The sequence below is a fragment of the Priestia sp. TRM10 genome, assembly GCF_057808375.1.
Genome location: NZ_JBJZOT010000015.1, coordinates 1,187,485 through 1,200,436, shown reverse-complemented (window position 1 = coordinate 1,200,436; position 12,952 = coordinate 1,187,485). Strand labels below are relative to the sequence as shown.

Here is a 12,952-nt window from a genome sequence, read left to right as displayed (position 1 = left end):
GCTTATGTTTGATCGTCATCGTCGTTTACGTAGTTCAGAAAATATGCGAGCTTTAGTTCGTGAAAATCATCTTCGCCCAGAAGATTTTATTTATCCAATTTTTGTTGTAGAAGGAGAAAACATTAGAAGTGAAGTTTCTTCAATGCCTGACGTGTATCATGTTTCTCTTGATCATTTAAACAAAGAAATAGAGGAACTTGTTGAACTGGGTGTTTTATCTGTAATGGTTTTTGGAGTTCCAGCTCATAAAGATGAAGTTGGCTCACAAGCATATAATGAGTACGGAATTGTTCAAAAAGCTATTTCTCAAATTAAAGAAAACTTCCCTGAAATGGTTGTTATTGCAGATACTTGTCTTTGTCAATATACAGATCACGGACATTGTGGCGTTATTGAAGGCGGGAAAATCTTAAACGATCCAACACTTGATCTTTTAGCAAGAACGGCTGTTAGCCAAGCAAAAGCAGGAGCAGATATTATTGCACCATCAAATATGATGGATGGATTTGTAGCGGCAATCCGTCATGGCCTTGATGAAGAAGGATTTGAAGATGTGCCAATCATGTCATATGCTGTGAAATACTCTTCTGCTTTTTACGGTCCGTTCCGTGATGCGGCGCATTCTACACCACAATTTGGTGACCGTAAAACATATCAAATGGACCCAGCAAATCGTACAGAAGCTATTCGTGAAGCTCAGTCAGATGTTGATGAGGATGCAGATTTCCTTATCGTTAAGCCAGCGTTATCTTACTTAGATATTGTCCGTGATGTAAAAGACAGATTTAACGTACCTGTTGTAGCGTACAATGTAAGCGGTGAGTACTCAATGGTCAAAGCTGCTGCTGCAAACGGCTGGGTAAATGAACGCGATATTGTACTTGAAAAGTTGATTAGTATGAAGCGAGCAGGAGCAGACTTAATTGTTACGTATCATGCAAAAGATGCATCAAGATGGTTGCGTGAAAAAAACTAGTGAATTGAAGGGAGAGCACATTAAATGAGAAGTTATGAAAAATCAAAAGCTGCATTTTTAGAAGCTCAGCAACTTATGCCTGGCGGGGTGAACAGCCCTGTACGTGCGTTTAAATCAGTAAACATGGATCCGATTTTTATAGAACGTGGAAAAGGCTCGAAAATTTATGATATTGATGGTAACGAATATATTGATTATGTGTTATCATGGGGGCCTTTAATTCATGGTCATTCAAACGATCGTGTTATTGAAGCTTTAAAGAAAGTAACTGAAGCAGGGACAAGCTTTGGTGCACCAACGCTTGTGGAAAATGAGCTTGCAAAAGTTGTAATTGAGCGCGTGCCATCGATTGAAATTGTGCGCATGGTGAGTTCAGGAACAGAAGCAACGATGAGTGCACTTCGTCTAGCACGTGGCTACACAAATCGAAATAAGATTTTAAAGTTTGAAGGTTGTTATCATGGCCACGGAGACTCTCTTTTAATTAAAGCAGGCTCAGGTGTAGCAACATTAGGTTTACCAGACAGTCCTGGTGTGCCAGAAGGTATTGCCCAAAATACAATCACTGTTCCATATAATGATATAGAGAGCGTTCGTTATGCATTTGAACAGTTTGGAGAGGATATTGCAGGGGTAATTGTTGAACCTGTAGCAGGGAATATGGGCGTTGTTCCTCCTGTTGAAGGCTTTTTAGAAGGGCTTCGTAATCTTACAAATGAATATGGCTCCCTTTTAATTTTTGATGAAGTTATGACAGGGTTCCGGGTTGATTATAATTGTGCTCAAGGATATTATGGTGTGACACCTGATTTGACTTGTCTTGGAAAAGTAATTGGCGGAGGTCTGCCTGTTGGTGCATATGGTGGGAAAGCTGAAATTATGGAAAGAGTAGCTCCGAGCGGTCCAATCTATCAAGCAGGAACACTTTCAGGAAATCCATTAGCTATGACAGGTGGTTATGAAACTTTAACACAGCTCACTCCTCTTTCATATGAACAATTTAATCGCAAAGCAGATCGTCTTGAAGAAGGTCTTGTGAGCGCTGCTAAAAAGTATGACATTCCTTTTACAGCAAACCGTGCAGGCTCAATGATTGGCTTTTTCTTCACAAATGAAGAAGTTATTAACTACGAAACGGCTAAAACGTCTAATCTTGAGTATTTTGCAACATATTATAGAGAAATGGCAAATGAAGGTATCTTCCTTCCTCCTTCTCAGTTTGAAGGAATGTTTTTATCAACAGCACATAGCGATGGAGACATTGAAAAAACAATTGAAGCAGCAGAAAAAGCATTTTCACGTATTCGTGGATAAAAGACAAAAGGACGGCCTTATAGGCTGTCCTTTTGTTTTGATTTTTGCAGTGTAATGAGAATTTCTTGTAAGAGCTCTTCTTTTCTGTCAGGCTCTGGAGTAAGAGCGGGCTCTTCCTCCTTTTTCTTTTTAAACCGCTCAATACCTTTAACAAAAAGAAAAATAGCAAACGCAACAATAAAGAAATCTACAACATTTTGAATAAATACCCCATAGGCTACAGTGGCATCACCAATCTTTACACTTAATCCTTTAAAGTCATATCCGCCCAAGATGATTCCTACAAGTGGCATAATAATGCTATCTACAAGAGAAGAAACAATCTTCCCAAAAGCAGCTCCAATTACAACAGCAACAGCTAGGTCTAGTACATTTCCTTTTAAAGCGAACTTTTTAAATTCTGTCCACATCATACAACACTCCCTTCTTTTTTAGGTTAGTTTCTCCCGATAAGGGTAAAATTACAAAGATCAAAGGAGTATTCTAAACGAATACGTCCAGTGATAACTATTGTCTTCTTAATCGTAAACTATGTAATTAAAAGAAAACGTCATGTGAATGTTAAACAAAAGTAAAGGATAAATCAAGTCTATACGTAAATTCTTTATAAAGGGGGATCGAAATGGACAAACAAAAATTAGAAAATATAATAATTGAATTGAAGAAAGAATTTAATATAAAAAACAATGAACTAACCGAAAGAGAAAAGGATTTGATTCATGCCAGAATGATAGGATTGATTACGGAAAAAGAAATGAAAAAGAGAATTTTAAAAATATACGGGATTCCAATTCATGATGTTTAGAAAGAGGACAAGCGGGAACAGTTATGATGCACAACCTATTTCTTAAAACCTTCCATGAACTTACCTAGAGCCGTTTTCATTACGAAAAGGGCTTCTTTTTATGTGAAAAAAGAGCAGTGTAAGGGTTAGGGGTATCTTTTAGTCATAAATATACCTTTTACTCATACATCTATAAAGACAAATGATTTTCATCTTATGCGCTAAGAAGCGTGAAATAGCAACAAGGAAAGTATCAAATGGTGAAACGAGCCGTATGGCTTTTATCTTATTGAATGGGGAATTGAAAGGAGGAACAGACATTGTCAAAGGACAATCTGTCTTGCCTACGTTTTTCTGTAGAGGAATCTGTTTATTTTCGTTCTGATCAGGAAGTAGATCAGCTTTTATCTATTTCTTTATCTCCTGATGTAGCAACTAATGAACTTGGAGATCAAGTATCCATTTATGGAGCACTAATGCTTGTAGGAGAATATGTACAAAAAGAAGGGGAAAGCTCTATTCGTGACCAAGCAGAAGGGCGAATGATTGAAGCCATTGAGTTAAGAGAAGATGGCATTACAACATTTGCTCATCGTTTTCCAATTGACATTACGATTCCACGAGATAGAATATCGAGCTTAGAAGAGCTTTATGTTGATGTTGAAAGTTTTGATTATGATTTGTTTGATCAACGTTCTTTAAAGCTAACAGCCGATATTTGCATTATAGGCATTGAGGATGCCACAGCAGAACCACAGCAGTCAGCTCCGCAAGATGAGGGGAGTTTGGAGGAAGAAAGCAAATTAGATGATGAGCTTGTATATGAGCCATTGTACCGTTCTGCTCCAAGCGAAGAGGAAGTAGAAAAAGAAGAGGATGAATGGACAGAAAGAATTACAAATAGCTCACGATCTATTCAGAATCCTTATCAATTTCCAGAAGATGAACGAGAAGAAGAGGAAGAAGATATAAGTGAAATTGAGGAACCATTTGAAGTAGAAGTAAAGAGAGAAAAAACAGAGGAAAAAGAAGAAGCTCCTGTATTTGAGCCTTTGCAGTTGAGCAAAGAAGATTCTCCTTCGGAAGAAAATAATATTGCAGAACCCCATCAAGAAAGACCGGTTTCCTCTGAAAAAGTGGAAGAGAAGAAGGAAACTGTTGAAAGCAGTTCACCAGCGGCTGTTACATCTGTAAGGGAAGAAGTTGAGACGAAAGAGTTGGAAACAACTCATCGTAAGGACAATGCGTTGTACTTAGCAGACCTAGATGAGGAAAGACCACTTTCAGAGGCTGACCTCCTTGAGAAAGTGGAAGAGAAGGAAGAGGTTGAAAGCAGTTCACCAACAGTTGTTACATCGACAAGGGAAGAAGATGAGCCAAAAGAACCGAAAGCTCACCGTAAAGAAAATACGCTTTATTTAACAGAGCTGTTTGATAGAGATGAGCAGGAAACGAAAACGTGCGTTAAAATGTGTATTGTTCAAGAAGGAGATTCCCTTGAGCAAATTGCAGGGCGTTACGATCTGCCTGTTCATCAGCTTGTACAGGCAAACAATCTAGAAGATGAACAAGATGTAACAGAAGGTCAGGTTTTAACAATTCCTGTCTGAGTGAATTAAAGGAAGAAAGAGAGTGGGGCAAGAATGGAAAATAGTCTAAGAGCATATGGGCCCCTTCTACAGCAATATGGCTTACAGGCAAACTATATTGAAGACTATGGCAAAGTGAAAAAAATATTTACGCCAAAAGGAGTATTTGCGCTTAAAAGGCTATCCTCCTCTTGGCGTAATCCCCATTTTGTTCAGAAGATGAAAAAGCTACAAAAAAATGGGTTTACAAAGCTTGTGCCTGTTTATCCAACGTTAGAAGGTCAGTACTTTTCCAAAGAAGTGTCAGAACAGTTTTATTTGACACATTGGTTTCTGAACGAACGGAGAGAAGAACAGGATTCATTGCCATATAAGCTGTTTCGAGAGCTTGCTGAGCTTCATGCCTTTTCATCTTATGAAGAGAAAATCGATATAAAAGAAAAAGAAAAACATTATGAAGAGCTTGTCTCACGATGGAACGAAAGAGAAACAGCTATGGCAACATATGTAGAACAAAGCGAAAAGGAGGTATATATGTCTCCTTTTCAGCTGTATTTTTGTACCTTTTACTATGAAATGACAAGGTCGCTTACATTTGCAAAAGAACAATTTGAGAAATGGTATGAGACCGCAAAAGAGGAAGAAAAAACCCGCTTAGTAATTAATCATGGTAAGGTTTCTACAAAACATTTTGTTTATGATGAGAATGAAAATGGTTATTTTATTAACTTTGAAGAAGCGAGAGAAGGTTCACCTGTATATGATTTAGCAGATTTCTATTATCGCTCTTTAAAAACATATCCTCTTCAAAATCTAGATGTTTATGAGTGGTTTGAGAACTATGAAAACCATTTTCCTTTAAATGAGACAGAGAAACGGCTATTTTGTGCATATTTAGCTTTCCCTGAACGTTTCTACAAAGCATTTGAAAGATATCAGCGGAACAATAATAATGAGCAATATCACGTCAAGATGCTTATGGAAAGCTACTGGCACATGAAAAATGTTGAAACACTTGTTACAAAAATTGTAGAAGTTGAAAAACAAAAAGAAATGGCAGAACTAGCCTCTGAACAAGAGGGCTAGTTCTTTTTTAAATCCATTCAAAATAAATTGATAATAGAATAGCTATAAAAATCAACAGAAGAAAAACGTCTAGGATAGATGGAAAAACAATTGTACGTACCGCTTGAAAAACAGTGAGCGGGATAATAAATTGAGAGCAAACAGCTCCTGCATTCTGGGCCCATTTCTTTAATGAATAAGAATTGAAACGCTGCTTCAAATTTCTCATCTCCTTACGATAACAGATGTTTTTACACTATATGTTGAACACTTAGGCAATGTGCCTAAAGAAGAAAAGTGAAAAATGAGGAATAAAAGTGAAAAAAGATGGAGAAGCTTATTGACGATTTATAATTTTTTTGTATAGTATATAGAAGTAAACGAAATTAATGCTAATACAGTGCGCAGGAAGAGTATAACGAAAGATGCTTCAAGAGAGAGAGACTATATGCTGAGAAGTTTCTTAAGCAATCGCGTTAGAAAGTCACCTGCAAGTTGCTTTTTTGAACGGCTCTGTCCTATTAGAAAAAGTCGGCGAAAAGCCGTTATCTTTTCAAGTGCAAAAGCGCCCAAAGTGTGGCGTTTTTTGAAAAAAGGTGGTACCGCGAACTTCACTCCTTTCGTCCTTTTCAAGATGGAAGGAGTTTTTTGTATGCATTTTTGCATACTATTTATTTTACTTTAGCTGGAGGGAATAAAATGTCAGAACAAGAAAACACGATGCCGACAAAGTATGATCCGCAAAAGATCGAAGAAGGCCGTTATCAATACTGGTTAGAAGGAAAGTTTTTTGAAGCAAAAGATGATAAGAATAAGCCACCATACACAATTGTCATTCCACCGCCAAACGTAACAGGAAAGCTTCATTTAGGTCATGCATGGGATACAACATTACAAGATATTTTAACACGTATGAAAAGAATGCAAGGTTATGATGTGCTATGGCTTCCAGGGATGGACCATGCCGGAATTGCGACACAAGCTAAAGTGGAAGCGAAGCTACGTGAAGAAGGCAAGTCTCGCTATGATTTAGGGCGTGAGAAATTCGTAGAAGAAACGTGGAAATGGAAGGAAGAATACGCAGCACATATTCGTACACAATGGTCAAAACTAGGGCTTGGTTTAGACTACTCTAAAGAGCGTTTTACATTAGATGAAGGTTTATCAAAAGCTGTTCGTCAAGTGTTTGTTAGTCTTTATAATAAAGGACTTATTTACCGCGGGGAATATATTATCAACTGGGATCCTGTAACAAAAACGGCTCTTTCAGATATCGAAGTTATTTATAAAGATGTACAAGGTGCGTTTTATCATATGCGTTATCCTCTTGCAGATGGTTCTGGGCATATTGAAATTGCAACAACTCGTCCGGAAACAATGCTTGGTGACACAGCAATTGCTGTTCATCCTGAAGACGAACGCTATAAGCATCTTATTGGTAAAAAAGCGATTTTACCAATTGTAGGCCGTGAGATTGAAATTGTTGGCGATGACTATGTTGACATGGAGTTTGGCTCAGGAGCTGTTAAAATTACACCTGCACACGATCCGAACGACTTTGAAATTGGAAACCGTCATAATCTTGAACGCATTCTTGTTATGAATCAAGATGGTACGATGAATGAGAAAGCTTTGAAGTATGAAGGAATGGACCGTTTTGAGTGTCGAAAAGCAATTGTAAAAGATCTGCAAGAAGAAGGCGTTCTATTTGAAATTGAAGAGCATCTTCACTCTGTAGGTCATAGTGAAAGAAGTGGAGCAGTTGTTGAACCATACCTTTCAACACAATGGTTTGTAAAAATGCAGCCTTTAGCAGATGCAGCTGTAGAACTTCAAGAGAAAGAAAACAAAGTAAACTTTGTGCCAAATCGTTTTGAAAAAACATATTTACGCTGGATGGAAAATATTCGTGATTGGTGTATTTCACGTCAGCTTTGGTGGGGACACCGCATTCCAGCTTGGTATCATAAAGAAACAGGTGAAGTATATGTTGGAGAAGAAGCGCCAGCAGATATTGAAAACTGGGAACAAGATAATGACGTATTAGATACATGGTTTTCTTCTGCTCTTTGGCCTTTCTCAACAATGGGTTGGCCAGAAGAAACAGAAGACTTTAAGCGTTACTATCCAACAGCAGCGCTTGTAACAGGCTATGATATTATTTTCTTCTGGGTATCTCGTATGATTTTCCAAGGTGTAGAATTCACAGGCGAGCGCCCATTTAAAGATGTTCTTATTCACGGTCTTGTACGTGATGCTGAAGGGCGCAAAATGAGTAAGTCATTAGGTAATGGCGTTGATCCAATGGACGTTATTGCAAAATACGGAGCAGATTCACTTCGCTTCTTCCTTTCAACAGGAAGCTCTCCTGGTCAAGACTTACGTTTTAGCTTTGAAAAAGTAGAGTCAACGTGGAACTTTGCAAATAAAATTTGGAATGCATCACGTTTTGCTCTAATGAATATGAACGGAATTAAATATGAAGAACTGGATTTATCAGGTGAAAAATCAGTAGCGGATAAATGGATCTTAACACGCTTAAATGAAACAATTGAGAGTGTGACAAACCTTGCTGATCGCTACGAATTTGGGGAAGTTGGCCGTGCACTATATAACTTCATTTGGGATGATTTCTGTGATTGGTATATTGAAATGGCGAAGCTTCCGCTTTACGGAGAAGATGAAGAGGCTAAGAAAACAACTCGTTCTGTTTTAGCGTATGTATTAGATCAAACAATGCGCCTTCTTCATCCGTTTATGCCGTTTATTACCGAGGAAATTTGGCAGAACTTGCCGCATGAAGGCGAATCAATTACAACAGCAAGCTGGCCTACAGTAAAAGAGGAGTTAACAAACAAAGAAGCTGCTGGGGAAATGAATCTTCTTGTTGATATTATTCGTTCTGTTCGTAATATTCGTGCTGAAGTAAATACGCCAATGAGCAAACAAATTAAGCTGCTTATTAAAGCAAATAGCGCAGATATTAAAGAGAAACTTTCAAAAAATAAGGCGTATATTGAGCGTTTCTGTAATCCAAGTGAGCTTACAATTGATGTAGACTTAACAGCTCCTGATAAAGCAATGACAGCTGTTGTGACAGGGGCAGAGCTTATTTTACCGCTTGAAGGACTTATTAACATTGAAGAAGAAATTGCTCGTTTAGAAAAAGAGCTAGAAAAACTTAATAAAGAAGTAGATCGCGTTCAAAAGAAATTAAGCAATGAACGTTTTGTGAGCAAGGCGCCAGAACAAGTGGTAGAAGAAGAACGCCAAAAAGAGAAAGATTATGTAGAGAAAAGAGAAATTGTGAAAAAACGTATTGAAGAAATTAAGGGATAATCAGAAGACGAATCTTTTTTAAGATTCGTCTTTCCTATACATGAAAGGACAGAAGAGAATGATTTCTACATATGATGAAGCACGGAGCTGGATTCATGGAAGACTTCAGTTTGGCATTAAGCCTGGCTTAGAGAGAATGAGCTGGATGTTAGAAAAGCTAGGAAGCCCTCATAAGCACCTAAAGGCAATTCATATTGCAGGTACAAATGGAAAAGGCTCTACGCTTTCTTATTTGCGTGAGATGCTTTGTGCAGGAGGATATACTGTTGGAACATTCACTTCTCCATACATTGAGACCTTCAATGAACGGATTAGCGTAAACGGCAAGCCAATACGAGATGAAGAACTTGTTCATCTTGTAAATGAGGTAAAAGTTGTAGTAGAGAGCTTAAATGAGACAAACTTTGGAGAAGCTACAGAATTTGAAGTTATTACAGTGATGGCTTTTTACTATTTTGGAAAAGTGAATAAACAAGACTTTGTTATTTTTGAAACAGGTCTTGGGGGGCGTCTTGATTCTACAAATGTATTGAATCCAATTGCTACTATTATTACAAACATTGGATTCGATCATATGAATATTTTAGGAAATACAATCGAAGAAATTGCAGGAGAAAAAGCAGGTATTATTAAAAGAAATACCCCGCTTTTTACTGCTGTTGAGCAAAACGGCGCGCTTGATGTCATCCAACAGAAGGCCAAAGCTGAAAATGCACCTGTTTATGTGCTTGAAAGAGATTTTTACACTTCTTCTCTAGAAGTTGAAGAGTTAAGTGAAAGATTTCAATTTTCCGGATTTGATATTGTTCTTTCAAACGTTAAGCTGTCAATGCTTGGTGCTCATCAAGTGAAAAATGCAGCTTTAGCTCTTGCAGCACTTCTCTATTTAAAGAAAACAGGAATTTTGAATATAGAAGTTAACAAGATATATGAAGGATTAAAACGAACAGCATGGCTTGGACGTTTTGAACAAATAAGCCAAAATCCACTTATTTTTCTAGATGGTGCTCATAACATTCAAGGGATTGAGAGCCTTGTTTCAACGGTGAAACGTCATTATAAGGAATATAATGTTCACGTTGTGTTTTCATGTTTAAAAGATAAAGAAGCTACAGAACTTGTTACAAGACTTGAGGAAATCGCAACAAGCATTATATTCACGACATTTGATTTTCCAAGAGCAGACAATCCAGAACATATAGCGGCTGTTAGTCAACATAGTTCAAAAGTGATAGAAATGGATTTTAAAAAAGCGATTGAAAAAGGGAAACAAAATCTCACAAAAGAGAAAGATCTTCTTCTTATAACAGGTTCCCTTTATTTTATTTCAGAAGTTCGAAACTATCTTCTATCGTAAGGAAAAGAAAAAGAGAGCTCTAAAAAGAGTTCTCTTTTTTTTATGTATTAACTTACAGCGGAGTCTTTCAAAATTTACTAGCTTAGTATAAAATAGGAGGTGTAAAGTCTTGGTTATAAAGGAAAAAACAAGTTATATAGAACTAGGTCTAAAGTCCTTTTGTTGTAAGGGGTATTGTTAGTTTACATGCACGTTGTTAGGTATGTATAAAGAGCACCATAGTGAGTGTGGAAAAAACTAATGATTCTGAAAAAAGAAAGAGATAGGACAGAGGTAGGTGTTCTAGTGAGATTCACTAAAAAGGGAAAGAAAATCTTTTTATTTTTATTGCTTTTTGTTTTTTCGTGCATTGTTATTTCACAGGGAAGCGTATGGGCTTACGAAAAAATCATGGGTTCAAACACATCGTTTGCAAAAGGAACAAAAATAGCAGGCATCTCAATTGGTGGTCTTTCTTATGAGAAAGCATATGAAAAGGTTAATAATAAAGTTAAGGAGTGGCAACAAAGTGGCCATCTTACTTTTTCATATGATAAAGAAGAAGTGCTGCTCGACCGATCAGTCATTGTTTTTCATCTTAAAGAATCACTGAAACGTGTTGAAACTCAAAAAAATGAGTCTTTAATTGTTGATATCAACAAGGATAAGTTATATGGAGATCTTTATAATCATGTCACAGCTGAAGATCAAAAGAAAGTAAATAAAAAAAGCCTTGAAAAAACGATAGCGGACCAAAGCCAACGTTTAGCTACAAAGACGTTATTTGTGTTGCAATCCTATATAAAAGAACCGGAACCTTTAGAAGAGACCGTAGTAGCTGAAGTTGAACGACCATTATCAAAAGAAAGTAAAGAAAATCTTTCAGAACTACTTGGATCTTCTTCTTCATGGACAGTTGGCAGCAAGGACGAATTTTCATTTAATTATGCAGTTCTGACTCAATATGAGGAAAGCTTTTTACAAGAAAGTAAGGAAGTGCTCACTTCCTCCCTCTACGAAGCTATGTTACATACCGATTTTACAATCACAGAACGACATATAAGCACTACAAGGCAGAATCATGTTCCTCTTGGATATGAAGCTTATGTTTCACTCGGAAAAGAAGATTTAACCTTCGAAAATCCTCATTTAACTTCCTATGTTATCACTGTTAAAGTTGTGGGTAATAAGCTTATTACGACAGTAAGTGGAAAGGAATTAAAAAAGAAAATTGTAGTAAAAGAGAGAAGGAAAGAGACATATCCTCCTCGAACAATTGTAGAGTATGACCCGCTTTTGAATGTTAATGAAACCCGTATTGAACGAACAGGAAAACAGGGGGAGAGTATTGAAGTTGTACGATACATAACAAATGGCAAAGAAGATCAGGTTGTTGAAGTGATGAACGATGATTATTACCCGCCTGTTTTTTCAAAAGAAGTTAGAGGTCCAAAAGAAGAGAGGGATGGAAACCGTACTGAATAAAATCTCCTCTTCTTATGAATTCTCGCTGTAGACAAGAGCATACTAGAAAGAAAAAGGAGTATGCTTTTTATGAATAAATTTAAGCTTTTGACTTTAAAAACAGATCAAGGTTTTTCTCTTCTCGGGATTATTGTGATTGTTTTCATTCTTGCAATATTTGCATCATTTCTAATTCCGAGCATTGGAGAATGGTTTTCAAATCAATAGAAAAACGGATGAGGTTTCCATTTGAAAGATTAAAAATCTTTAGATGGGATGATCGGAAAATGACAATCATTACGATTTATCTATTTTGTTCAGGTTTAGTTTTAGGCTCTTTTTTTAATGTTGTTGGATTAAGACTTCCTATTGGAAAATCTTTAATTTATCCATCATCAAGCTGTCCTTCATGCAGCTCAAGGCTAAAGGTAATAGAGCTTATTCCCGTTATTTCATACATATGGCAAAAAGGAAGCTGCAGAGTGTGTAAATATAAGATATCAGCTCTTTATCCAACTATTGAGCTCAGTACTGCTGTGCTTTTTTCCATTGCTCCTTTTATAACAAATGGATTTGGAGAAGGTTTGTTATATATAACGCTCTCTTCTTTATTAATAATGGTCATTGTGTCAGACCTTTCTTATATGGTTATACCGAATTCACTTCTTTTATTTTTCTTACCTATCCTCATTTTGGAACAATGGTATTTTTCTCTTGCTTCTTTTTCACATATGGCAATAGGAGGAATACTTGGTTATCTTGTTCTGCTTGCTATTCTCCTCCTTAGCAGAGATGGTATAGGGGGAGGGGATGTGAAACTATTTGGTGTTATCGGTCTTGTTCTAGGAATAAAAGGGGTATTTCTTTCTTTATTTCTTGCTGTCTTGTTTGGAGCATGTGGTGCAGTTATTGGGATGATGATTGGAAGAGTTCAAAAGGGGAAGCCATTTCCTTTTGGCCCCTATATTGCGTTTGGAACGTTTATTGTATTTATGAAAGGTGATCAGTTATTTAGTTGGTATATGGGATTTTTCATTTAATGATAGATGAAGTGATAATTGTTTAATATACAAAGAGCTAGAATC

12 protein-coding genes and 1 other annotated feature are annotated in these 12,952 nt (G+C 36.9%); of the genes, 10 read left to right on the top strand and 2 right to left on the bottom strand.

What is annotated here, in order from left to right; all coding sequences use genetic code 11:
• Positions 1–4: 4 nt before the first annotated feature.
• The gene (gene hemB, locus ACK3CR_RS22965; protein ID WP_488976222.1) at positions 5–976 is read left to right on the top strand and encodes a porphobilinogen synthase; all 972 of its coding nucleotides are present in this window, start codon (positions 5–7) and stop codon (positions 974–976) included.
• A 24-nt stretch (positions 977–1,000) separates the two neighbouring features.
• Positions 1,001–2,290, top strand: a complete 1,290-nt coding sequence (hemL, locus tag ACK3CR_RS22960; RefSeq protein WP_243517378.1) for a glutamate-1-semialdehyde 2,1-aminomutase — start codon at positions 1,001–1,003, stop codon at positions 2,288–2,290.
• A gap of 17 nt (positions 2,291–2,307) precedes the next feature.
• Here the strand turns inward: hemL and mscL are convergent, their stop codons facing one another.
• Positions 2,308–2,700: a large conductance mechanosensitive channel protein MscL gene (gene mscL, locus ACK3CR_RS22955; protein WP_243520707.1), complete on the bottom strand. Its 393-nt coding sequence runs from the start codon at positions 2,698–2,700 to the stop codon at positions 2,308–2,310.
• Between the two features lie 212 nt (positions 2,701–2,912).
• Between mscL and ACK3CR_RS22950 the strand changes: the two genes are divergently transcribed.
• The 3 genes from ACK3CR_RS22950 (at position 2,913) to ysxE (ending at position 5,749) form a co-directional block, all read left to right on the top strand.
• Complete coding sequence (locus ACK3CR_RS22950) at positions 2,913–3,095, top strand: hypothetical protein (protein ID WP_113749457.1); 183 nt, start codon at positions 2,913–2,915, stop codon at positions 3,093–3,095.
• A 299-nt stretch (positions 3,096–3,394) separates the two neighbouring features.
• Positions 3,395–4,684 carry a LysM peptidoglycan-binding domain-containing protein gene (locus tag ACK3CR_RS22945; protein WP_243517381.1) on the top strand — a complete coding sequence of 430 codons (1,290 nt, stop codon included), beginning with the start codon at positions 3,395–3,397 and terminating at the stop codon, positions 4,682–4,684.
• 33 nt (positions 4,685–4,717) lie between these two features.
• The gene (gene ysxE / locus ACK3CR_RS22940) at positions 4,718–5,749 is read left to right on the top strand and encodes a spore coat protein YsxE (protein ID WP_243517384.1); all 1,032 of its coding nucleotides are present in this window, start codon (positions 4,718–4,720) and stop codon (positions 5,747–5,749) included.
• Between the two features lie 7 nt (positions 5,750–5,756).
• On the opposite strand, the gene ACK3CR_RS22935 is transcribed toward ysxE, so the two are convergent.
• Positions 5,757–5,957: a hypothetical protein gene (locus ACK3CR_RS22935; protein WP_040056863.1), complete on the bottom strand. Its 201-nt coding sequence runs from the start codon at positions 5,955–5,957 to the stop codon at positions 5,757–5,759.
• Positions 5,958–6,119: 162 nt separating this feature from the next.
• Positions 6,120–6,359 (top strand) — a binding site (T-box leader).
• A 68-nt stretch (positions 6,360–6,427) separates the two neighbouring features.
• Between ACK3CR_RS22935 and ACK3CR_RS22930 the strand changes: the two genes are divergently transcribed.
• The 5 genes from ACK3CR_RS22930 to ACK3CR_RS22910 all read left to right on the top strand — a co-directional run bounded on the left by ACK3CR_RS22930 (position 6,428) and on the right by ACK3CR_RS22910 (position 12,907).
• Positions 6,428–9,067: a valine--tRNA ligase gene (locus tag ACK3CR_RS22930; protein ID WP_328122473.1), complete on the top strand. Its 2,640-nt coding sequence runs from the start codon at positions 6,428–6,430 to the stop codon at positions 9,065–9,067.
• Positions 9,068–9,125: 58 nt separating this feature from the next.
• The gene (locus tag ACK3CR_RS22925) at positions 9,126–10,424 is read left to right on the top strand and encodes a bifunctional folylpolyglutamate synthase/dihydrofolate synthase (protein ID WP_328122472.1); all 1,299 of its coding nucleotides are present in this window, start codon (positions 9,126–9,128) and stop codon (positions 10,422–10,424) included.
• A gap of 285 nt (positions 10,425–10,709) precedes the next feature.
• The gene (locus tag ACK3CR_RS22920; RefSeq protein ID WP_243517394.1) at positions 10,710–11,888 is read left to right on the top strand and encodes a VanW family protein; all 1,179 of its coding nucleotides are present in this window, start codon (positions 10,710–10,712) and stop codon (positions 11,886–11,888) included.
• A 69-nt stretch (positions 11,889–11,957) separates the two neighbouring features.
• Complete coding sequence (locus tag ACK3CR_RS22915) at positions 11,958–12,095, top strand: pilus assembly FimT family protein (RefSeq protein ID WP_243517396.1); 138 nt, start codon at positions 11,958–11,960, stop codon at positions 12,093–12,095.
• Between the two features lie 59 nt (positions 12,096–12,154).
• Positions 12,155–12,907, top strand: a complete 753-nt coding sequence (locus ACK3CR_RS22910; protein ID WP_328122471.1) for a prepilin peptidase — start codon at positions 12,155–12,157, stop codon at positions 12,905–12,907.
• Positions 12,908–12,952: the final 45 nt, after the last annotated feature.